At 41.8% G+C, this 23,046-nt stretch carries 19 protein-coding genes and 1 pseudogene; all 20 read left to right on the top strand.

Translation table 11 applies throughout. The features are described from left to right. Positions 1–2 precede the first annotated feature (2 nt). Positions 3–1,373 (top strand): flagellar protein export ATPase FliI, encoded by a 1,371-nt coding sequence (gene fliI / locus BMX21_RS07120; RefSeq protein WP_092042776.1) that lies wholly within the window; start codon positions 3–5, stop codon positions 1,371–1,373. Between the two features lie 120 nt (positions 1,374–1,493). Further along, on the top strand, positions 1,494–1,976 hold the full coding sequence (locus BMX21_RS07115) for a flagellar export protein FliJ (RefSeq protein WP_022752872.1): 483 nt from the start codon (positions 1,494–1,496) through the stop codon (positions 1,974–1,976). Positions 1,977–2,055: 79 nt separating this feature from the next. Continuing rightward, positions 2,056–2,988, top strand: coding sequence for a magnesium transporter MgtE N-terminal domain-containing protein (locus BMX21_RS07110; RefSeq protein WP_092042773.1), 933 nt, complete (start codon positions 2,056–2,058; stop codon positions 2,986–2,988). 576 nt (positions 2,989–3,564) lie between these two features. Continuing rightward, a complete protein-coding gene (locus BMX21_RS07105; RefSeq protein WP_092042770.1) occupies positions 3,565–4,833 on the top strand; it encodes a hypothetical protein in 1,269 nt (422 codons plus the stop codon). Between the two features lie 662 nt (positions 4,834–5,495). Beyond that, entirely contained in the window at positions 5,496–6,983 is a 1,488-nt protein-coding gene (locus tag BMX21_RS07100) for a flagellar hook-length control protein FliK (protein ID WP_092042767.1), read from the top strand. A 73-nt stretch (positions 6,984–7,056) separates the two neighbouring features. Further along, positions 7,057–7,791, top strand: coding sequence for a flagellar hook capping FlgD N-terminal domain-containing protein (locus BMX21_RS07095; protein WP_092042764.1), 735 nt, complete (start codon positions 7,057–7,059; stop codon positions 7,789–7,791). Positions 7,792–7,941: 150 nt separating this feature from the next. Beyond that, complete coding sequence (locus tag BMX21_RS07090; RefSeq protein ID WP_027204199.1) at positions 7,942–8,355, top strand: TIGR02530 family flagellar biosynthesis protein; 414 nt, start codon at positions 7,942–7,944, stop codon at positions 8,353–8,355. A gap of 171 nt (positions 8,356–8,526) precedes the next feature. After that, positions 8,527–11,580: a flagellar hook-basal body complex protein gene (locus tag BMX21_RS07085; protein ID WP_092042761.1), complete on the top strand. Its 3,054-nt coding sequence runs from the start codon at positions 8,527–8,529 to the stop codon at positions 11,578–11,580. A gap of 434 nt (positions 11,581–12,014) precedes the next feature. Further along, positions 12,015–12,809 carry a motility protein A gene (locus BMX21_RS07080; protein ID WP_022752864.1) on the top strand — a complete coding sequence of 265 codons (795 nt, stop codon included), beginning with the start codon at positions 12,015–12,017 and terminating at the stop codon, positions 12,807–12,809. Beyond that, positions 12,809–13,699 (top strand): OmpA/MotB family protein, encoded by an 891-nt coding sequence (locus BMX21_RS07075; protein ID WP_092042758.1) that lies wholly within the window; start codon positions 12,809–12,811, stop codon positions 13,697–13,699. Before BMX21_RS07080 ends, BMX21_RS07075 begins: the two co-directional genes overlap by 1 nt. Positions 13,700–13,820: 121 nt before the next feature. Beyond that, entirely contained in the window at positions 13,821–14,360 is a 540-nt protein-coding gene (locus BMX21_RS07070) for a flagellar basal body-associated FliL family protein (protein ID WP_022752862.1), read from the top strand. Positions 14,361–14,384: 24 nt separating this feature from the next. Beyond that, complete coding sequence (gene fliM / locus BMX21_RS07065) at positions 14,385–15,365, top strand: flagellar motor switch protein FliM (protein ID WP_092042755.1); 981 nt, start codon at positions 14,385–14,387, stop codon at positions 15,363–15,365. Between the two features lie 3 nt (positions 15,366–15,368). Continuing rightward, a complete protein-coding gene (gene fliY / locus BMX21_RS07060) occupies positions 15,369–16,574 on the top strand; it encodes a flagellar motor switch phosphatase FliY (RefSeq protein ID WP_022752860.1) in 1,206 nt (401 codons plus the stop codon). 126 nt (positions 16,575–16,700) lie between these two features. After that, the gene (locus BMX21_RS07055; RefSeq protein WP_022752859.1) at positions 16,701–17,063 is read left to right on the top strand and encodes a response regulator; all 363 of its coding nucleotides are present in this window, start codon (positions 16,701–16,703) and stop codon (positions 17,061–17,063) included. Between the two features lies 1 nt (position 17,064). After that, positions 17,065–17,406, top strand: a complete 342-nt coding sequence (locus BMX21_RS07050; RefSeq protein ID WP_092042753.1) for a flagellar biosynthetic protein FliO — start codon at positions 17,065–17,067, stop codon at positions 17,404–17,406. Between the two features lie 43 nt (positions 17,407–17,449). After that, positions 17,450–18,391 (top strand): flagellar type III secretion system pore protein FliP, encoded by a 942-nt coding sequence (gene fliP, locus BMX21_RS07045; RefSeq protein ID WP_242952890.1) that lies wholly within the window; start codon positions 17,450–17,452, stop codon positions 18,389–18,391. Positions 18,392–18,495: 104 nt separating this feature from the next. Then, complete coding sequence (gene fliQ, locus BMX21_RS07040; protein ID WP_092042751.1) at positions 18,496–18,765, top strand: flagellar biosynthesis protein FliQ; 270 nt, start codon at positions 18,496–18,498, stop codon at positions 18,763–18,765. Positions 18,766–18,849: 84 nt separating this feature from the next. Continuing rightward, positions 18,850–19,632, top strand: a complete 783-nt coding sequence (locus BMX21_RS07035) for a flagellar biosynthetic protein FliR (RefSeq protein WP_092042749.1) — start codon at positions 18,850–18,852, stop codon at positions 19,630–19,632. Next, on the top strand, positions 19,616–20,734 hold the full coding sequence (gene flhB, locus BMX21_RS07030) for a flagellar biosynthesis protein FlhB (protein ID WP_092042747.1): 1,119 nt from the start codon (positions 19,616–19,618) through the stop codon (positions 20,732–20,734). Before BMX21_RS07035 ends, flhB begins: the two co-directional genes overlap by 17 nt. Before the next feature lie 212 nt (positions 20,735–20,946). After that, a pseudogene (gene flhA, locus BMX21_RS07025) lies at positions 20,947–23,002 on the top strand (flagellar biosynthesis protein FlhA). Positions 23,003–23,046 lie beyond the last annotated feature (44 nt).

Raw genomic sequence — 23,046 nt, 5'->3', positions numbered from 1 at the left:
TTATGTCAGGTGGACTTATAGATTTTGGCAGATATAGAAAACTTGAAACTCAGACCTTTTACAGAACAAGGGGAAAGGTCATAAATATCGTCGGTCTTACAATCGAGTCAGCAGGGCCCGATGCCAAGATGGGCGATATTTGCTATATCTATCCCAAACAAAAAGGGGATGAATCTCCTGTTAAATATTCCGGAAAGCCCACTATGGCTGAAGTTGTAGGCTTTTCAAATGGAAGAGTGCAGCTTATGCCATATGAGAATACCAGCGGAATAGGAAGCGGCTCTATCGTGGAAAATACAGAGTCGCCTCTTAGAGTTAATGTTGGTGATGGTCTTCTTGGTCAGACACTTGATGGGCTTGGCCGTATTGATGGAACCAGCTATGGTCAGGGACATGTCCTGGAAAATGGAATCTCTTATTCTGTTGAGAACCAGCCTCCGGACCCTATGTCAAGAGATCCGATATCAGAAGTACTGCCGCTTGGCGTTAAAGCTGTTGACGGACTTCTGACTGTCGGTAAGGGGCAGCGTATAGGGATATTTGCAGGTTCCGGAGTCGGCAAATCCACCCTCCTTGGTATGTTCGCTCGCAATACTAAGGCAGATATCAACGTAATAGCCCTGATCGGAGAGCGTGGAAGAGAGGTTAGAGAGTTCATAGAAAGAGATCTTGGCGAAGAAGGCGTCCAGAGATCTGTAGTAGTAGTAGCAACTTCAGATAAGCCGGCCCTAGAACGTGTCAAGGCAGCTAAGACAGCAACGTCAATAGCAGAGTATTTTAGGGATCAGGGCAAGGATGTTCTTCTTATGATGGACTCACTGACACGTTTTTCTATGGCACAAAGAGAGATAGGGCTTGCCAGCGGCGAACCTCCTGTATCAAGAGGCTATCCGCCGTCTGTATATGCCGAGATGCCCAAACTCTTGGAAAGAGCCGGCAAGTCTCAGAAAGGATCTATAACAGGCCTATATACAGTGCTTGTAGATGGTGATGACTTCAATGAGCCTATCACAGATACAGCAAGATCGATCCTGGACGGACATATAGTTCTAAACCGTAAGTTGGCACAAAAGAACCATTATCCTGCAATAGATGTACTTCAAAGTATCTCAAGATGTATGTCTGCCATAGCATCTCCTCAGCAAAAGAGGGCTGCAGGTAAGTTCAAAAATGTAATGGCAACCTACAATGATGCAGAAGATCTTATCAATATCGGGGCCTACAGGAAGGGTGCTAACAAGAATATTGATTATGCCATCGAGAAGATAGATGCAGTCAATGATTTTCTACTCCAGTCAACGGATGAGAAGTTTTCCTTCGAAGAGATCATAGACCAGCTTGAGACTCTTTTTCCTGACGAACCCAAGAAATAAAGGCTTTCTTAGGAGCTATGCCTTGCTAAAAACAAGGCGCAAAGCGCCTTAAAATGACCAAGCCGGTCGCAAAGCTAGATTCAGAGCGGCTCAGACCAATCTGGTCAAAAGAGGATTTACATGGCAAAATTTGTCTATAGCATGCAAAGTGTACTCAATCTAAAGATCAAGACTGAGAATCAGTCCAAGATGGAATTTGGTGTAGCGCAGATGCACCTTAATGAAGAACTGGACAAAATGGAATCGCTTCAAAGACGGCTGGAAGATTATCTGTTTCAAGGCGAAGAACTTCAAAAAAGTATACTGGATGTAAATGAGATTCTGTTTAACCGGAATGCGGTTGAGAATGTAAAAGCTCAGATAGAAGATCAAAAGCTCAATATAGAGCGGGCTGAAAAAGTTGTAGATGAAGCAAGGATCAAACTCTCCAAAGATATGCAGGAGCGCAAGATGCAGGAGACACTTCGTGAGAGAGCATATCAGGAATATCTTCAGGAAGAAAAAGATGCTGAGTTTAAGGAAAGCGACCAGAGAACCAGTTTTACCTATGGTCAGAGGATCAGTGACAGAAAGAATAAAGAAAACAATGCGCAAGGAAGATAGCTATGTCTGACCACAATAAAAAACGCAAGGAAGATAGCTATGTCTGATCACAATATAAAGACGTAAGGAAGGAACTATTATGGCAGATAAGAAGAAAAAGGAACAAGAGCCCGAAAGACCGGCATACACATTGCCAGATGATCCCAAGGAGGCAATGAAACAGCTTAAAGCTGACAGAAAGCAGCTTAGGAGTGATCAGAAAGCTGCAGCTAAAGAGGCAAGACTGCGTGCAAAAGAAATGGAAGAAGCGGAAGCAGAGCTTAATGGAGATATCCATGGAGGTCTTGGTTCTTTTCTTCTGATACTCCTCATAATACTGGTATGGTTGCTTCTTATGGCCATTATGATCAAATTCAACATCCTGGGACTTGGCGATACCCTTACGCCTGCGCTTAAGGACATTCCTTATATAAAGAATCTTCTCCCGGGGGCGCAAACAGTGCAGATGAATAATAGCGGCGAAGATTCAAGCCAGGTCGTAGCCGATAATTCTGACTATGTTGCATCTCTTGAACAGGAACTGTCCAGACAGCTTGCTTTAAATGCTTCTTATGCAGCGACCATAGACAAACTCAATGCTGAAGTTGCAAGACTTGAGCCTTTTGAAGAAGAGCAGGCAGAGTTCGATAAGCAAAGACAACAGTTCTATCAGGACATTGTCTACAACGACAACGCTCCCGACGCTAGTGCATACGCGTCTTATTATGCAATGATAGCACCTGAGGAAGCTGCTGAGATCTATGAACAGATTGCTTCTGACGAAATCTCTGATGAAGAAGTTAAGGTCTATGCTGCAACTTTTACTGCAATGAAACCCAAGGAAGCAGCAGCTATTTTTAATAATATGTCTAACATAACTCTTGTTGCAAGGATCCTTCAGCAGATGGGAAGTGATGACAGAGCCAAGATCATGGGTAAACTCGATACTGAGGTGGCAGAGAAAGTTACTGAGCTCCTAGAGCCTGAAGGACTTCCGGAACTGAACAACGGCAAAAGTGCTTCGGGAAGTTAGAGGCAACTATGACTTCCCACTTGGACGGTGCAGTATCACCAAAGACTTTGCTGGGGCAGGCAGTATATAGATCATTGCCATGCTGTTAATCGTTTTATAATTCATGGCATGATATCTGGCGATTCCCATTCTGGGGTCTGAAACTCGCTTCGCTCAGACATGCAGACCCCGGGCAGAATGGAAATCTCCATCTATCACGCTCATGAATTTTATAAAACGATTAAAAAGCATGGCAATGATCTATATACTGCCTGCCCCAGCAAAGTCTTTGGTGATACTGCACCGTCCAAGTGGGAAGTCTGTAAATAGAAATATGTAAAGTTACTGTATAAAAAACTACTGCATAGAAAACGGATGCAGTAGCTTTTTTATATACTTTATATATAATTTTTATATAAAAAGTATAGTGGGAGATTGATAAGAATATTGTTGACATTCATAAATAGCGATGCTAGCATAAAAAATAGATGAAATCTGGTCTGGGGATGATACCCATGATAAAAAACGAGGGCTGTGATTTTATACTAAATCTATATCTACATTAAAGTTAACATCTTGTAAAAGGGGAAGACACCCATGACAAAAAACATTACAGTTACAGATGCAAACGGAGACATTATTGGGACCACATACCCTAAGAGGGCAAAGGGTCTTGTTAAGAATGGGCGAGCATGCTATGTAGGCAGCGGGACCATTCGAATGTCTGCATTGGATGCTTCGTCCGATAATATGACTATTTCGGAGGAAAAATCCATGAATTATATTACTTTTAATGGCGATGAATGGATTCGCCGCGATGCAGATATCTCTTATATGACCAGCGTGATGGACGGAACACTTACAGAAGCTTTGATGCTTGGTAATTGGGACGATCGCGAGAAGGTTGCCAGATCTAAGGACTTTACACTTTCCCCATTAACTGAATATCATTTTATATTCTGGCTTAACGGCGGCGAGAATGAAAAAGGTGATGAGACCTGCCTTTTCAAAGTTACCTTTATGGGTGACGATGGTAACAGCAGGATCTATAAGCTTAACAGGAACTTTATTCACCCGCTACTACATCAAAAGGGATGGGAGCTTTATGAACTTCCTTTTGTAACGCCGGATGTTCAGGATGGTGTAACTGTCACATTCTCTTTTGTGGCCGGCAAGGCTCCTATGGCTGTACTTCCAGCCCGTGAACCATCTGCTTATCTTGATCTTAAGGATGAGCCTGATGAGTATGAAGACTACAGACCACAGAGGCACAACCTGGTCTTCAAGGACGGATGGCCGTCAATCTCTCAGTATGGAGGAGATAGGTATTCCACTCAGGCTATCAAACAAAAGCTTGCCGGGAAGCGCTCCAAACCTGAAAAGGGTAATAATTTTTTTAATATCACTTATTCAGGTGGCGATATTGACGAAGAATGCAGGGAAAGTCTTGAAGAGTCTCTCTATGAAGAAGCCGAGCAGCAGTGCGATGAACTTGAGGACATGCTGGATGAACTTGAAGACCGCCTTGATGACATCAAAGATGAGCTTGACGATGCAGAAGATGAGCTTGATGATATAATGGATGAGGACGATTTCAAGCATAGAAGCGACTTTGGCAAGATCACAGAAATGGTTGGTCAGCTTGGAATATTGCATTCAGCTATACCTGCTCATAAAGCAGCTATAAAAGGTTATACGGGAACATTAAAGAGTCTTTCAAAGAGCCTTGGAAGGTCAGATTCTCAAGCGATAATTGCACAGACAGCTCATCTTAGAAGCATAGTGGAAGCTTTTGAAGAAAAGATAAGCTCATTCCAAGATCAGGTAAACGATTTTGTAGATTCTATCTCATCGCTGCAGGATTAAAAGTAATCTTTTGGTTTGGACGCTTAACATAATGAAGCGTCAAGTATAAACAAGCTTTATGTAAAAGCTTCAATTACAAGGCATGATAAGGGGCTGTGAAAAAATGAGAAATCATATTTCACAGCTCCTTATTTTTGTGCTTTATATTGTTATATAAAACATAGAAGCTCAAACTGCTTGACTGAAGTAGCATTTTCATAAATTAAAAGGTGATGTGAGCTTCGGGGAGACAGAGTATAAATTGTTGCCACGCTTTTAATTGTTTTATATAAATTCATGAGTATGATAGCTGGAGTTTTTTATTCTGCCAGGGGTCCACATGTATGAGCGAAGCGAGTTTGGACCCCAGAATAAAAAACGCCAGATAGCATGCCATGAATTTATAAAACAATTATAGCGTGGCAACAATTTATACTCTGCCTCCCTGAAGTTCACATCACCGGCATAGCCTTTATTGATAATACACTGATTAAGAGAAGGAAGTTTTTATCAGAAAAGGTTATTCCTTTTGCAATTTGCTCCGATATATGTGATGACAGGTAATATATGCGCAGGGAAGCGCGTCTTTATAAGAGCTTGAAACATACAGATTCAAACTCTCTCTAAATGCAAAATCCAAGGACAAGGACGTCACAGATGTAGCAGGAAAGGAGTGAGCGTACATGCCGGGTAACACAGTGTACGATGCCTCTATACTTTCGATGATGCCACAGGTGGCGACTGCAGCTACAAAGGTAGTAAGTAAAGTACAACAGGCAAAAGGTGATGATTTTGGCAGTGTTATCACAGATGCAAGACTTTCGAACATAGCAGGTTCGGATCAGACTAACCAATTAGACAAGACGCTGCAAAACACCGGTCAGGGAGCTTCACCAAAAAAGGTGAGTCCTAAAGTAAAACTGAATAATGACAACAAAGATTCAAAAGTAGACGTAAAGAAAGATGAATCAAAGGAAATCGACATCAAGGATCCCCAAATAAACGGGAATGAAGACATAAGTACCACAGACCTTGAAAACCAGATAGACAAAGTAGTTCAAGACGTCGAAGAAGCAGGTAAAGAACTTATCTCACAGATCGCCGATGAACTTGATGTTACAGATGAAGAAGTATTAGAAATTCTAAATCAGCTTGGAATGACACTTACAGATCTTTTTAATCCTGAGAATCTGACACAAGTGGTAATGGAAGTCACCGGCACGGGTGATGTAGCAGAAGTCCTGATGGATGAAGACTTATCATCATCACTTCAAAACCTACTTGAAAGTGCTCGTAAGATGATGGAGGACATAGCAGCAGATTACGAGACAGAGCCCGAAGAGATAAGTAAGATGCTTGAAACAGTCAAAAACTTAGAAGAAAAAGGGCAAACGCAAGGACAGGAAAATGAGTTTATCAAAGTTCTAAAAGATAAGCAGCCCAAAGACTTAGAAGACAAGATCGAGATCAAAGTAGAAGACAAAGCGGTAACTACTAATGAACAGGTGACAGTAAATAAGGGTTCTGAGAAAAAAGACAGTCAGAGTGATGAACGAAGCGAAGAAGGCAAGAATCTTTTTTCACAAAATGAAGGAATTAAAACTCCTTTGATGAATCCTTATCAGCAGATGGTAAAAGACTTAGAGAGTGCATTTAGTGAAGCAGCAGGAGCTAAAGAGGCAGCAAAAAGCACTACCACAAGTCAGATAGACATCATAAACCAGATCACAGAGCATATGAAAGTAAACATCAAAGAGGAAATGACATCAATGGAGATACAGCTCCATCCCGCAAGTCTTGGAACAGTAAAAGTCATGGTAGAGCAGGCACAAGGCGGCGGAGTTACAGCTAAGTTTACAGCATCAACACAGGAAGCAGGGGCAGCGCTTCAGACACAGCTGATGCAGTTAAGACAACAGCTTGACGAGCAGGGCATCAAAGTAAATGCAGTAGAAGTTACAGTAGATGCACATGCATTCGAACAAAACTTAGAACAAGGCAACCAGCAGAACGCTTCAGAACAGGAAACAAAACGTCAGAGCAGAATACGGAGAATCAACCTTGGAGATCCGGACCTATTGCAGGAGGATACCTTGGAGCTCGACGAAGAAACAAGGCTGGCAGCCGAAATGATGGCAGCAAATGGACAGACCGTTGATTACATGGCTTAAACAAGCTTATTACAAAGTCACTATTAAAGTCATGTAGCAGATCTATTTCTGCTAGAGAAATGAGGTAATAGAAATGGCAGTAGATGCAATAGTAAAAGATGGAGTTATCGTAAATAACGGTCAGGCAGCTTCTGAGAAAAAAGACTCAACTACAACCAACAAACTAGGCGAATATAAAGAACAGTTCATGCAGCTTCTGTGTGCACAGATGAAATATCAGGATCCTCTGGAACCTACATCCAACACCGAGTATATCTCACAGTATGCGCAGTTCACACAGGTTGAGCAGATGCAGAACCTCTCCAATACGGTAGCTCTTAACAGAGCAGCAGACATGGTTGGTAAGACAGTTCAGATCACTCAGGTAGATGAAGAGACTGGCGAGACCAAATTAACAGTTGAAGGTAAGGTTGACTTTGTGACCTACGAAAGCGGCACTTCTTATGTGAGCGTTAACGGCAACAAGTATAAGCTTGATGATGTTACAGCAGTTGTAGACGGAACCTATTTTGACAACACTCAGCTTGCAGAGTCCGTAAGAAAAGACCTTGATAAGCTTCCCGGCGTAGATTATGTAACACTCTATGCTGACAAGGACAGACTTGAGAGAATGCTTGCTAATTATGAAACAATGACAGCAATGTCAGGCGATGTATCACAATTCTTCTCGACAGCAGAGCTTTCCAAGATATCACAGTATGCGCTTAAGTACGCAGACCTTATCGATCAGGCAGCCAAAGAGACAGAGAATACTAACACTTCGCAGCCTGTAGAATCGTTAAATAATGAAGACAAAGAAGACACCTGATATGGCATCTGACAGATTGCCGGACAAGTTACCGGTAAAGTCATCAAAACAAGTTACTAAATAAGCTACACGATAAGGTAAAGGACGTTCCGGAGATAAGCCCTATCTAAGTGATTATCTCCGGAAGATAGAAAGGAGTAAGGATATCAAATGAATAGTTTTAATCCCTCCTTTCTTTCCATAGATCAAGTTCAGGGGCAGTACCTTGGCAAAGAAAAGACAGTTAATAGTAGTCCTAAGATAAACAGTGGACAAGAGTCATTCTCATCGATTCTTGACAAAGCCCAGGAACTGGCCAAAAGAAATGAGCCGTTAAAATTCTCAAAACATGCTACGGCAAGGCTCAATGACAGAAATATCGAAATATCCAAAGATCAGCTTGAACGCCTGAACCAGGGAAAGATACAGGCAGGAGAGAAAGGAATTAACGAATCACTTATACTTGTTGATTCACTGGCATTTATAGTCAACATACCCAATAACACAGTGGTGACAGCCATGAATCAGGAAGATTCAAGTGATAGCAAAGTATTTACAAATATCGACGGAGCAGTAATTGCATAAGGCCGGACTTAAGAAAAAAGAGAAAGTTTTTTTCTACAAAGAGGTCTTTTAAAATCCCGACTGACAGAAGGATTTTAAAGTTAAAGCATTCTGCTCCTACCAGTACCCAAGAGTTATTATTGTAGAAAGCAATTATTATCTCCCGGTGCTCTATAGTAGGAGGTTTTATCTATGTTAAGATCAATGTATTCAGGTGTTGCAGGTCTCAAGACTCATCAGACCAAGATGGACGTTATTGGTAACAACATCGCCAATGTTAACACCACATCTTTCAAATCACAGTCTATCAGCTTTGCAGATCTTATGTACCAGACAACACAGCACGCATCAGGCTCAACCGAAACAACCGGTGGTGTCAATGCCCGTCAGATAGGTCTTGGTGCTCAGTCAGCTTCTATAGCAACAGCGATAGAGACTCAGGGCGCAACTCAGACTACAAACAATCCATACGATCTTATGATATCCGGTGATGCATTCTTTATCGTCAATGACGGAACTCAGAATGTATACACAAGAGATGGTTCATTCTATGTAGATGGTAATGGTAATCTTGCTACTCAGTCAGACGGTTACTACATCATGGGATGGATGGCAGTTACTGATGAAGATACAGGTGTTACATCTATCAATACCAACGGCGGTCTTACCAAGCTCCAGATCATATCAGATGAGACCAGTACATTCCCTCCTGAAGGAACATCTCAGGCAGTAGTAAGTGGCAACATCGATGCCAAGGATACCAATATCACATCATCTGCAGGTAAGACTATAGCTCTTGAGTTCTATGATAATCTTGGATATCTCTACACAGCAGAGTTCACTATCAAGGACGTTGATGATGCCGAGAATACATATACCATGACACTTACAGATATCATGGACAGCGACGGCGTATCAGTAGGAGCAGAGCAGCTTGCTATGGTACACCTTGGTAATGATAATCAGGCAGGTGTTACCAATCAGGTACCCGGCGTTTTGAAGTCAGGCTATTATGTAAATAACTATTCCGCAGCTAAGGGAACAGCAGATTTTGCTATAACAGACAGTGATGTTAATACTACAGATACTACAATGTTCTCAGCAGTTCCTACAAGCGGTAAGCTCTCTGATCTGGATGATGCAGGAGTACTTAATGACCTGTACAACATAGTAATAGATGACGTGAATTTCTATGACAATGATACATATACAATGGATCATCTTGGTAATCTGACAATCTCTCATACAGGCACAACATCTCTTACAACCAAGAAGGGCGTTGTAAATGATACCAACACATCATCCTATAAGGTATCCGTATCAGGTGCAGTAGCAACTATAAACTATACAACCTCAACAGGTACTCTTACATCTGATGTTGATGGCGGCAAATACACAGGTATATCCTCTGCGTTAAAAACAGCTTATGCGATTCCTACAGGACTTTCGTCATCTACAACCTATCACACAACAGATGGCAATTCACTTACACTTACAGTTCCAAGTACAACATCTCTTGGCGTAGCAAGCGGCTATGAAGCAGTTGTTACAAGCGGTACAGCAGTAGTGACATCAGGTGCTGCTATCAAGAATACAACTCCTGTTAAAGGCAATCTCAAGAACCTTCCAGAGACAATACGCGGATATTATAAAGACCTTACCGAAGATAAGTATAATGCATATCCTGATACTGCTACATATTCACTGTCATCAGATGGAACACTTACAGTAACATATTCAGAGACTAATGAAGTTACTAAGACAACTGATGCGGTATCACTTTCAAATGCATATGTATATTCAAGTGTAGATGATACTGATAATCCTACAACTGTTACAGTTGTAGGTGCTTCGGATTCTTCTATCACACATACACTTGCCTTAAACGGCAAACTTGATAATACAACTCAGGCTTTACTGGCAGCTTGTTTTGGCATATCAGATGAGACTCTTTCTTCATATCGTACAAAAGAAGATTCTACATATGCTCCTACATATGCGATCGAAGTAGATACTACAACAGGTAAGATGTCTATTAAGTTCACTTATAAGGCTGATGAAACAGAAAGTAAGACTGATACCTATTCCATAACAGATACTACTAACATTTCAGCAAGTGTAGGAAAAGAGACTGCTGTATATACAGATAAGTCCGGCATCTCAACATATACGCTTAACTCCACAGGAAGTCTTGCTGATCTCATGGCCAATACAGATGCTGATGCTATTCTTGCAGCATTTGGAATTGATAAGACCAAGGCAGCAAATTATATATCCAAATCATCATATTCACAGTCATCATATGTTATATCCAACTCAGGACTTCAGCTTACAAGCTATGAAGACAGTGAGTATACACTTGATACAGGATCCGGTTACTCAGCATCAGTAGCAGGTACAACTGTTACAGTATCTCTTACAACTTCGGAAGAGGTTAATACTTCAGGTAATATGACAGAACTTTCATCTCTTGTTAAGAATGCTTTTGGTATATCAAGTGCAGATTATGATACAAGCGAACCTCTGGATACTTACACAATAGAGATGGATGCCAACGGCGAAGCTAATCTTACTATTACTGATAATTCTTATAAGACAATAGCAACAGAGTACAACCGTAATGAGATGACACTCAACTACGACCATGCGAATGGTTCATACACAGGTGCGACATTCAAACAGGCAGATGGAACAGAGAATGGAATAGGATATTCAACTATCACAACTGATAAGATCGTGCTCAATTTCAATCCTGATATGGATGATACTGTTAACCCTTGGACAGACGTATATCTTGACCTTAGTACAACAACTAACTATAACTCATCAGGTACATCAACACTTCAGGCTTCTAAGGGTGATCTTGCAGGCAATAATACAGGTCGTATGATGGGCGCTATGACAGGTATCTCCATCTCCAAGGATGGTAAGATATCAGCATCATACTCTAATGGTCAGACACTTCTTCTAGGTCAGATCGCATCTGCAACATTTGCTAATGCATCAGGTCTTGAGAAGGCTGGTAACAACCTCTACACAGCAACACTCAACTCCGGTGACCCTGTAGTTCAGGATATCACAGTAGGCGGCGGCTCAATTTCAACAGGCGTTCTGGAAATGAGTAACGTAGACCTTTCAAATGAGTTCACTAACATGATCACAGCACAGCGTGGTTTCCAGGCCAACTCACGTATCATTACAGTATCAGATACACTTCTTGAAGAGCTGACCAATCTGAAGAGATGATGATATGAAGTCATAAGATTTTGATTTCTATTATAAGATTTTGATTTATATCATAAGATTTTGATTTATATCATAAGATTTTGATTTATATCATAAGTTTTAGATTTATATCATAAGATTTCGTTTTTTATCATAAGATTTATACCGAGCAGATGCCCCTTATTACCAGGGCGGCATCTGCCGGCATTTGTATTTTTCAAAAAGGATAATGACCGTATATTAGATTTTTAACCTAATGTCGCGAGAAAAGCGAGTGACTAATGGTTCAAATTGTACCAAAAATTGCAAAAAATTTTGTATCTTTAGTATAAAATTGACAGACAAGTACAATATTTCGTGATATAATATTTTTTATAAAAAATATTTATTGCGAGCAGTTGTTTGTACGAATCATGTCTATCTATTGTTAATAACCTGGATAAAGGAGATTTAACGTGGATATAGCTACATTAGCAGCGCTTGGTGGCGGTGTATTTATCATTCTTATAGGAATTGCAACTGCTGGTGGTCTTCAAACAATTCCCAGTTATATTGATATACCATCAGTTATTATCACAATTGGAGGTTCGCTTCTTGCTACATTGGGTACCAATACGTTACCCGGTGCCATAGGTGCACTTAAGACTGTAGGAATCGTTATCAAGATGCCAAGCCTTGATATGTCAGGTCTTGTTAAACAGATTGTCGATTTGTCCAACACTGCAAGAAAAGAAGGACTTCTTGCTTTGGAAGAAGCGGCTAACGGTATCGAGGATCCTCTTCTTAAAAAGGGACTCCTATTAACAGCAGACGGTACCGAGCCTGAACTTGTAAGAGCTATTCTGGAAGCAGAAATTGATGCGGTTGATGCAAGACATAAATTGAATATCAAGTTCTTTGAGGACTGGGCCAGCCAGGGACCTTCCTGGGGTATGATCGGTACACTTATAGGACTTGTTAACATGCTCAATAACATGTCTGATGCATCATCACTTGGACCTAACATGGCGGTTGCTCTTATCACTACATTCTACGGATCTGCAATTGCTAACTGGATATGTTTCCCTGTAGCAGAAAAATTAAAATTCGATAATGATCAGGAACTTACTTATAAAGGGGTTATGATAGAAGGAATCTTGTCTATTCAGGCAGGCGAGAACCCCAGAGTTACAGAAGAAAAGCTTAAGGCATTTATGACTCCATCAGAAAGAGAAGCTTACGACGCAGCTAACGGTGGCGGAGGTGAGTAATGGCTAAAGCAAAAAAAGAAGCCCCGCCTAAAAAAGGATGTCCTGCCTGGCAGGGTACATTTGGCGATCTTATGAATCTGCTTTTGTGTTTCTTCGTACTTCTTTTCTCGATGTCAACTTTGGATGCGGCCAAGTATGAGGAAGTTGCAGCTTCTTTTAGTGCGGCTTTTGGTATTTTCTCTGGTGGTCAGAACGCTCTTGGTGATGGAGCACTGATAGGAGATGGTGTATCACAGCTAAGTTCGCTGTCTGCATATACTACTTCTATGGGGGCAGCAGCATCAGGTGATGCCCAGAACCCGACAGATGCCACGTCCGGAGATCAAAGCGCAGTGGGAGCTCCCGATGTATCTGAAGCAGAGGCTATGCTGGAAGCAGCTCAGATGGAAGCTTCAGAGAATCTTGCCAAGGAAGTGACAGAAGCTTTGCAGGCCGGAATGACTGATTCTGAGAAGGCTGAGCTTACAGAAGAGGAAGTTATATCAGATGTAGTTCTAAATTATACGAGTCAGTACGTACAGCTTACTATTAATGGATCGCTCCTTTTTGCATCAGGTAGTGCACAGGTTCAGGAGAGCGCATATCCTGTTCTTGATAAAGTTGGCGCCGTGCTTTCAAGCTACGCTGGCGGCACTATAGAGATAGAAGGTCACACAGATAACGTGCCTATTCATACATCACAGTTTGCCAATAATGATGAACTGTCGGATGCACGTGCACTTGCCGTTTTTTATTATATTATCGATGCAACAGACCTTGATCCTGCCAATATCAAGCACTCCGGAAGAGGTGAGTATCAGCCGGTTGCGGACAATACCACCGCAGAAGGCAGGGCCAAGAACAGACGTGTAGAGATAAGGATCTACAACCCACTTAGTGCTCAATACTAGGATGTTAAAATCCCCAAGGGGGATTTTAAATCCGAGAAGTCATTTTTCTTTGAAAAATGACTTCCCCAGAGCCTGTAACATTAGTAGCTAAGAGCTTATTTCCAGGAGTTTGGAGGTAAATATGAAAAGGAATATGCTGGCGATCATTATTCTGGCTCTTCTTGTGATCAATACAGTATTAACCGGAATAGTAATGCTGTCAGTTATGCAGACCAACCAGAAGACAGCTACAGTAATATCAGATATTGCAGCAGCTCTTGAACTTGAAGCCGGCGGTGGAGCCGGTACCAGTTCCGGATTTGCAAGGCAGGCATCTGATATCACAGCTGCAGAGACAGCCAACTTCGAGATCACAGATATTCAGATATCTCTTGCTAAGACAGATAGCGGTCAGGCTGCGATCCTTCAGTGCTCTCTTAACATATCCATGGATACGGTGAATTCTGATTATGCAACTCTTGGATCCAGTGAAAGCCTTGCAGGTGCCACATCCAAGATCAAATCTATAGCCAACGAAGTTGTATCCCAGTACAACTATGACAATATCTCAGATAATCAGGCTGCCATAGAGAGAGAGATTCTTGATAAGGTTCAGGATTATTTTGGTTCAGCATTTATTTATGACATAAGCTTTAGTTCGTTCTTGCCGGTTAAGATGTAACATAGGGACTTATGGGAGAATTATATGAGTGATGTCCTTAGCCAAAATGAGATAGATAACCTGCTGGCGGCGCTGTCAACGGGTGAACTTGATGTAGAGGAGATGTCCAAGGCCGATGAGAAGAAGGTCAAGGACTATGATTTCAGACGCCCTGCGAAGTTCTCTAAAGAGCATCTTAGGACTCTTGAGATCATCTTCGAGCACTACGGAAGACTCCTTGCTACAACTATGCCTCTTTATCTTAGAAAAAATGTACAGATCACAGTAGAGAACTCAGAAACAGTTACTTTCTCCGAGTTTTCCAATGCTCTTTCAAACCCTGTAATCCTTGGAATAGTTAATTTTAATCCTTTGCAGGGTCAGATAATAGTAGAAGTCCAGTCCAATATCGGATTTGCTTTTATAGACAGAATGCTGGGAGGTGAGGGAACTGCTCTTGACAGACCCAGGCCTTTTACAGATATAGAGATGCCGCTTATAGAGAAGATGGTAACTATCTGTGTCCAGCAGCTTGTTGAACCATGGGAGAACGTTGTTAATATCGATCCTATTCTTGACAGAATAGAGACCAATCCTCAGTTCGCCCAGGTCATATCACCTACTGATATGATCGCTATTGTAACACTGAATATGAAAATAGGCGATGTGGAAGGACTTATGAACTTCTGTCTTCCTTTTTTTACACTGGAAAGTGTAATGGATCGTCTCAATACCAAGTACTGGTTCTCCAGTATGCAAAGGCATAATGAAGAGAATGATTCTGAATTCCTTGAATCACTTGTCAGGAAAATCGATGTTCCTGTCAAAGCTGTACTTGGAAAGTGCCAGGTATCTGTCAGTGACTTTGTGCAGCTGCAGCTTGGCGATATTATAAGACTTGATTCCAAAGTAACTCAGGAAATGCATGTATATGTGGGAGATATTGATAAATTTACGGCACTTCCCGGTACTTCGGAAAAAAAGTATGCGGTTAGGGTTACGTCGGTGATAAGAGAGGAGGAATAAAAGATGGACGGAACACTCTCTCAGGATGAGATCAACGCCCTCTTGGAAGGGATGGATACATCCGGTGGTGCGGATTCCGGTGACAGTGCACCGGCCGGAGGTGGCGCTATGAGTAGTGAGATTGATGAATCCCTTCTTACTGATGTCGAGAAAGATGCGGTTGGCGAAGTTGCCAATATCAGTATGGGTTCTTCCGCGACAACACTATTCTCACTCGTTAACCAGAAGGTTAATATCACAACCCCCAGAGTTACACTTTGTAACTGGGACAGACTCATGGCGGATTATGAAAGGCCATGTGTATTCGTACAGATCAAGTACACTATAGGTCTTGATGGAAGTAACATCATGATATTAAAAGAACATGATGTTATGGTCATTACAGATCTTATGATGGGTGGTGACGGTACTAATATTCAGGATGGAGAGATCGGAGAGCTGCAGCTGTCCGCTATTTCTGAAGCTATGAACCAGATGATGGGTGCTGCTGCGACCGCTCTTTCATCTATGATCGACCAGAAAGTTGATATCTCACCTCCGCAGGCAACACTCCTTGCAGCAATGGATACGGATCCCGGTGAGATCGCTGAATTTTTAAGGGGTACTTTCGTAAGGATTACCTTTAAGATGCAGATTGGTGATCTCGTAGATTCGTCAATTATGCAACTGTATCCCGTTGACTTTGCGAAGAGTTTGTACGATACTTTTATTACAAGCACTAAAGAGGATCAGCTCCCACCACCAGGAGAACCGGCTCCTGCGCCGGCACCTTCACCGGCTCCGGCAGCACCCGGACCGGAAGCTGCAGCGCCTTCTATGGATCAGTCCCAGATGATGGGACAGCCAATGATGGGTCAGCCTATGATGGGGCAACCCATGATGATGCAGCAGCCTATGATGATGCCTATGCAGAACATGAACGTGCAGCCGGCATCCTTCCAAAACTTCTCACCGGACGGGCAGCTTATCGCAGGCGGAGAGAACATCACGCTTATCAAAGATGTTCCTTTGGAAGTCACAGTAGAGCTTGGACGTACTCACAAACCTATATCCGATATCCTTGATTTTGCACCGGGTACGATTATAGAGCTTGACAAAGTCGCAGGTGAACCCGTTGATGTACTTGTAAACGGCAAGTACGTAGCCAAAGGCGAAGTAGTTGTAATCGATGAAAGCTTTGGTGTAAGAGTCACTGAGATAATTAAGTAAAAGGGTTTTGTATCATTTATTAAAGATGTAAAGTTATTTGCAAATCTGTCCGATATATTCAACGCAGATTGCGATTAACATAATACTGACAACAAAAAACTTACTTAAAGAAATGGAGAATGAGCGATGGCAAAAAATGTGTTAGTTTGTGATGACGCAGCATTTATGAGAATGATGATCAAGGATATTCTTACAAAAAATGGCTACAATGTCGCAGGCGAAGCAGAGAATGGAGCTAAGGCTGTAGAGAAGTACAACGAGCTTCATCCGGATCTTGTGCTTATGGATATCACTATGCCTGAGATGGATGGAATACAGGCTTTGAAGAAGATCAAAGAAGGTGATCCTAAGGCAGTAGTTATCATGTGTTCAGCAATGGGTCAGCAGGCCATGGTTGTTGAAGCTATACAGTCAGGCGCTCGTGACTTTATTGTTAAGCCTTTCCAGGCAGACCGCGTTCTCGAGGCTGTCAAGAAGGTAATAGGATAAGTTGGATCTTACAGCATTTGCTCAGTTTTTGACTGTGATATTTCTATTCATAGTTATACTGGTGCTGACATATTTTACCACCAGATTTATTGCTGGATATCAGAAAAATCATTCTGTGAATACCAACATTGAATCTGTTGAAGTTATGCGCCTTAGCCCAAGCCAATATGTACAGATAATACGTATTGGCCAAAAGTATGTGGCAATAGCTGTGAGCAAGGATTCCATAGAAAAACTCTGCGAGCTTTCATCCGAGGACGTGGAAGCGATTTCGCATGAGGAGACTTCTATGAATTCCTTCAGAGATGTCATGGACAAAATTAAACAGGGTTTGCAGCGATAATATATCGCCGATAATGTCGCGATAGCGGGGGAATAAGCGGAATATGAGAAATCCTAAGGGAAAGGACAACATACGCCGGCTTTATTCTACGGCTGTCATCAGCACCGTAGCATTTGCGGGTATGGTGGCCTTTCTTTTCTTTGCTATTCCAATAGTATCTTATGCGACCGAGGCCGGAACGGTTTACGTTGACGACACCACGGATACTGACCCTACAATAGAACCGGATTATCATCTTACAGGTACTGACGATGAACGTACCAATATCACAGAACCCGGCACGGCTCAAACGGCAGAAGATCTATCGGAACTTAATATAGCCAACTATGTCACTGTTACTTATGACAACGGTAACGGCGAAATTAATGGTGCACTGCGCATTTTCATAACACTTACTTTACTTGCGCTGCTGCCTTCTTTTATCATCATGATGACCTCTTTTACGAGGATCATCCTGGTTCTTCACTTTACCCGAACAGCACTTAATACACAGACAGCCCCTCCTAACATGGTAATAATAGGACTGGCTTTGTTTCTGACATTCTTTATCATGCAGCCGACTATACTAAGAGTATATAACGAAGCATACGTCCCCTTTGAAAATGGCGAATTAACACAACAGGAACTACTAGACAGTGCCATGAAACCCATAAGAGAGTTCATGTATCCTCAGACCCAGCGTAAGGACGTAGTCATGTTCATGGAGATAAGCGGCGATGAATGGGACGGTACCTTGGATGACATACCTACAACAGTCCTGGTTCCATCATTTATGATAAGTGAATTAAGAACAGGATTCATCATAGGCTTTCTTATCTACATTCCATTTATAGTGATCGATATGGTAGTAGCTTCAGTACTCATGTCAATGGGTATGATGATGCTGCCACCAACTACGATCTCAATGCCTTTTAAAATCCTGCTATTCGTCCTAGCCGACGGCTGGAACCTTATAATAGGAAGCCTGGTTAAAACTTTCTATTAGTATAACTTTTGACCCTCCAAACATGAGCAAAGTAGCACGTAGTGCGGATTTGCGTTAGTTTTTTTAAAACGCTTTAATACAGATGTAAATTCACGGAGGCGCCTATGGATGCCGGAGTTGTTAATCAGATCATAAGAGATGCACTATTCTTAGTTATCAAAGTCGGAGGCCCCATGCTCCTGGCTTCCCTTATCATGGGCCTAATAATCTCAATATTCCAGACGGTTACATCGATCCAAGAACAGACGCTGACTTTCGTGCCTAAACTCCTAGTTGCCTTTGGCTGTTTGATTTTCCTAGGAAGTTACATGGGTACTCAAATATCAGACTTTATGACAAAACTCTGGTCAGACTTTTCTCTTTATATTCACTAATTAGCGCGGCCACTCCTTGAATCATTGATTCAAGTACCTTGGCAAGTATGAATCAATCACCTTTAAACTTATACCCCAAAGCCAATGATAGACGTAACCTTTACTTATGGAGATCTTGAATATTTTCTTTTGATCCTCGTGCGCGTATCTGCGTTTGTATTTGTTGCGCCTTTTTTCTCAGCAAGAGGAATCCCTGCAAGATACAAAGTTGCCTTTTCGCTCTTTATTGCCATAGTCCTCTATGACGTAGCCCCAAGAGCAGGCCTTAATTATTCCACAGTATATGGTTATGCCTTCATAGTCATAAAAGAAGTCTTGTCAGGAGCAATACTTGCTTTTGCGGCACTTATCTGTATGCAGATAGGAAGCTTTGCAGGACAGATCATAGACATGATGACAGGTCTTTCCATGGTATCTATCATGGATCCTGCCACCAATACCAACGTGACAATAACAGGAGCACTGTACCAGCAGATGCTCATGATAATGCTTATAATAAGCGGCATGTACAGATATCTTATAAAGGCACTTGCAGACTCTTTTACCATAATCCCTGTAAACGGAGCCGACTTCCAGATGCATTTCCTTTTAAGGACTATGCTTGAATTCATGAAAGATTACATGGTCATAGGTTTTAGAATCACACTTCCTGTGTTTATAGTATCTTTTACCATGAATATTGTCCTTGGTATCCTTGCCAAGGTATCACCTCAGCTCAACATGTTCGCTGTGGGTATGCAGCTCAAGATATTAGTGGGACTTGGAATTTTGTTTCTTACAAGCTCTATGTTATCGATTGCATCTGATTTTGTATTCGATCAGATGAAAATACTGATCCAGGAGTTCGCTTATGGACTTACGCCTTAGATATGATCTTCAGTTTTTTGCCAAAGAAGGTCCTGGCGGTGAGAAGACTGAAGAAGCTACCGGTAAACGATTAAATGATGCAAGAAAAAAAGGTCAGGTTGCCAAGAGTCAGGAGATAACCGTGGCAGCGGATCTTTTTGCTTTTTTTATCATACTAAGCATTTATAAAGAATATCTTGGAACTAATTTTGTATTCCTTTTTAATGATATCTATGGCAATATTCCAGACACTATCGTGATGGTGGATGGATATATTCCTAAAACTACTTTCGATTCCCTTTTTGTTAAGATCATAATAATAGCTCTTATTACGGTGCTTCCGTTTCTTATCGCGGGCTTTGCTCTTGCTCTTATCTGCAATATAGTTCAGTTCGGCTTCAAGATAACAACAGAGCCTATGAAACCCAAGTTCAGTAAGCTCAATCCTCTAAACGGTATCAAGCGTATCTTCTCGGTTCAGTCACTGTTTAATCTGGTTAAATCCCTTATGAAGATAGGTCTTATATCTATAGTCGTATATGTGACCTTGACAGGGAGAGATGAGTCACTGTTCCTGCTCTATGATATGCCTCTTCGTCAGGGGATTGCCCTTATGGGAGATATAATCATAGATCTTGGACTTCGCTGCGCTTTTGTATATATCATTATCGCTGCGGCAGATTTTATATACCAAAAGCATAAATTCCGTGAAGACATGAAGATGACCAAGCAGGAAGTCAAGGATGAGTATAAGGATACAGAAGGTGATCCTCAGGTCAAGTCCAAACAGAAGCAGAAGATGAGAGAAGCATCCCAGCGCCGTATGATGAAAGAACTCCCCAAAGCGGACGTTGTCATCACTAACCCGACTCATTATGCGGTAGCTCTTGTATATAATCAGGATGAGGACCCTGCTCCCAAAGTCATCGCCAAAGGTGCCGACTATGTAGCTATGAAGATAAAAGAAGCTGCCAAAGAAAACAATATTGAGATAGTAGAAGATAAGCCTCTTGCGAGAATGCTCTATGCCAATGTTGAGATAGGCGAATTCATCCCCCCGGAGCTCTACAAGGCTGTAGCGGAAGTACTGGCATATGTCTACAAGCTTCAGGGCAAAATATAATAGTAAACTCAAACTTTCCAAACATATGTTTGGCTGGCACAAGATGCTCAATCTCAAGAATTATACAAAAAATCGTACATATTTTTATAAAAAGTGATGAAATTACGGAGATTCTTTGATAAAATATCATTAAGGTGTTAGGGTTAGTGCAATTTTCGACCATTCTATGATGGATATCCTTCTTATAGAGTGGTAGGGAAAGGGGGATGCTTATGAATCGTAAGAAGTTCACTGAGCTGGTATTTGACTACGGCGTTGCACTTTACGTAGTATCTGCTCTTATCATGCTCATCATCCCTATTCCTGCATGGCTTATGGATCTTCTCCTTGCAGTCGACCTGTCTATGGCATTTGCTATTTTGTTTAATGCCATGTATGTCAAGGAAGCTCTGGATATGAGCTTTTATCCTACAATGCTTCTATGTACAACAGTATTTAGAATAGCTCTGAACGTTTCATCTACAAGACTTATACTTACTACAGGTGATCCCGGCAAAGTCATCGAAGTATTCGGTGAGTTCGTTGGTGCCGGTGATCTTATTATTGGTATTATCGTATATTTTATCCTTATAATCGTTCAGTTCGTAGTTATCAATAAAGGTTCTGAACGTGTATCTGAAGTTACTGCAAGATTTACACTTGATGCTATGCCCGGTAAGCAGATGGCTATCGATGCCGATCTTAATACGGGTGTTATAGATGACAAGGAAGCCAAGAGAAGACGTGATCATATACAGCAGGAAGCAACCTTTTTTGGTAACATGGACGGTGCTTCCAAGTATGTTAAGGGAGATGCTACTGCAGGCCTTATCATTACTGCTGTCAACATTGTAGGTGGTATTCTTATGGGAGTTCTAAGACAGGGACTTCCTATGAATGAAGCTGTTGACAAGTACACGATACTGACTATAGGTGACGGTCTTGTATCTTCAATCCCTTCTTTGTGTACGTCACTTGCAACTGGTGTTCTTGTAACCAAGGGCGCGGGAGAGTCGGATTTTGGACATACTCTTATCAAGCAGGTTTTCGGACTTCCTAAGGTTATGTACCTTGTGGGCGCTGTAGTAGCATTCCTTGGACTTTTTTCTCCACTTCCACCTGTTATATATGTGGCTATAGGTGCTGTATATATATTTGGTGCAAGGATGATGCAGCAAAGGGTTGAGGAGGCATCTACAGAAGAGGCGGCGGCTCAGGAAGAAGAGACAGAAGCAGAAGAGATAAGGCAGCCCGAGAATGTTAATTCGCTTCTTCAGGTGGATCCTATTGAGCTTGAGTTTGGTTATGGTATCATCCCCCTTGCTGATGTCAATCAGGGCGGAGACCTTCTGGACAGAGTTGTTATGATAAGGCGTCAGATTGCACTGGAACTTGGAACCGTAGTTCCTATCATACGTCTTCGTGATAATATCCAGCTCAATCCTAACCAGTATATTATTAAAATAAAAGGTATACAGATAAGCGAGGGCGAGATCCTGTTTGATCACTATATGGCAATGAATCCGGGACATGTAGAAGAGGAGATCACAGGTATACCCACTTTCGAACCTTCCTTCCATCTGCCGGCTATATGGATCACTGAGAGCCAGAGAGAGGGCTGAATCAATGGGCTACACTGTAGTTGATCCGCCGTCTATAATCGCAACGCACCTTACTGAAGTAATAAGAGAGCATATAGCAGAACTTCTTACAAGGCAGGATGTACAGAATCTTGTCAATAACCTTAAAGAGAACAACTCGGCACTTGTTGATGAGCTTGTACCAAAGCTTATGAGCCTTGGTGAGATAGAGAAGGTACTTCAGAATCTTCTTTCTGAAGGTATATCCATAAGAGACCTTGTTACTATATTCGAGACACTTGCTGATTATGCGCCCAGTACTCATGATACGGACATACTTACTGAATATGTACGTCAGAGCCTCAAGAGAGCTATATCCAATAAGTATTTCATATCAGGTGAGACTACAAGTGTAGTAACGCTTGATCCCAAGGTGGAGCAGGAGATCATGGGATCTGTCAAACAGACAGAGACCGGCGCATATCTTACACTTGATCCTGAGAGGACGAGGGCTATACTTAAGAGCGTGGTAACCCAGGCCAAGAAGCTTGAAGATAACGGCAGAAGTCCTATTGTTATGACTTCGCCTATCGTAAGGATGTATTTTAAGAAGATGACTGAAGATGCTTACAAAGATCTGATCGTTATATCTTATAACGAGGTAGAGAGTGATGTTGAGCTTCAGTCGGTTGGAATGGTAACGGCATAAGTTTTTTCAACAACAATTAAGAACTTTGGATACAGGGATTATAA

It is taken from the genome of Butyrivibrio sp. TB (genome assembly GCF_900110805.1).
Taxonomy (GTDB): Bacteria; Bacillota; Clostridia; order Lachnospirales; family Lachnospiraceae; genus Butyrivibrio; species Butyrivibrio fibrisolvens_C.
This window is presented reverse-complemented; position numbering and strand designations above follow the sequence as displayed.

What these genes read in the sequence shown, in the direction of transcription:
- BMX21_RS07105 (WP_092042770.1), top strand. Translation starts at nt 3,565, where the DNA reads ATGACAAAAAACATTACAGTTACAGATGCAAACGGAGACATTATTGGG.
- BMX21_RS07035 (WP_092042749.1), top strand. Translation starts at nt 18,850, where the DNA reads ATGATAGACGTAACCTTTACTTATGGAGATCTTGAATATTTTCTTTTG.
- BMX21_RS07095 (WP_092042764.1), top strand. Translation starts at nt 7,057, where the DNA reads ATGGCAGTAGATGCAATAGTAAAAGATGGAGTTATCGTAAATAACGGT.
- BMX21_RS07075 (WP_092042758.1), top strand. Translation starts at nt 12,809, where the DNA reads ATGGCTAAAGCAAAAAAAGAAGCCCCGCCTAAAAAAGGATGTCCTGCC.
- BMX21_RS07100 (WP_092042767.1), top strand. Translation starts at nt 5,496, where the DNA reads ATGCCGGGTAACACAGTGTACGATGCCTCTATACTTTCGATGATGCCA.
- BMX21_RS07070 (WP_022752862.1), top strand. Translation starts at nt 13,821, where the DNA reads ATGAAAAGGAATATGCTGGCGATCATTATTCTGGCTCTTCTTGTGATC.
- fliQ (WP_092042751.1), top strand. Translation starts at nt 18,496, where the DNA reads ATGGATGCCGGAGTTGTTAATCAGATCATAAGAGATGCACTATTCTTA.
- flhB (WP_092042747.1), top strand. Translation starts at nt 19,616, where the DNA reads ATGGACTTACGCCTTAGATATGATCTTCAGTTTTTTGCCAAAGAAGGT.
- BMX21_RS07085 (WP_092042761.1), top strand. Translation starts at nt 8,527, where the DNA reads ATGTTAAGATCAATGTATTCAGGTGTTGCAGGTCTCAAGACTCATCAG.
- BMX21_RS07115 (WP_022752872.1), top strand. Translation starts at nt 1,494, where the DNA reads ATGGCAAAATTTGTCTATAGCATGCAAAGTGTACTCAATCTAAAGATC.
- fliY (WP_022752860.1), top strand. Translation starts at nt 15,369, where the DNA reads ATGGACGGAACACTCTCTCAGGATGAGATCAACGCCCTCTTGGAAGGG.
- BMX21_RS07090 (WP_027204199.1), top strand. Translation starts at nt 7,942, where the DNA reads ATGAATAGTTTTAATCCCTCCTTTCTTTCCATAGATCAAGTTCAGGGG.
- fliM (WP_092042755.1), top strand. Translation starts at nt 14,385, where the DNA reads ATGAGTGATGTCCTTAGCCAAAATGAGATAGATAACCTGCTGGCGGCG.
- fliI (WP_092042776.1), top strand. Translation starts at nt 3, where the DNA reads ATGTCAGGTGGACTTATAGATTTTGGCAGATATAGAAAACTTGAAACT.
- BMX21_RS07110 (WP_092042773.1), top strand. Translation starts at nt 2,056, where the DNA reads ATGGCAGATAAGAAGAAAAAGGAACAAGAGCCCGAAAGACCGGCATAC.
- fliP (WP_242952890.1), top strand. Translation starts at nt 17,450, where the DNA reads ATGAGAAATCCTAAGGGAAAGGACAACATACGCCGGCTTTATTCTACG.
- BMX21_RS07055 (WP_022752859.1), top strand. Translation starts at nt 16,701, where the DNA reads ATGGCAAAAAATGTGTTAGTTTGTGATGACGCAGCATTTATGAGAATG.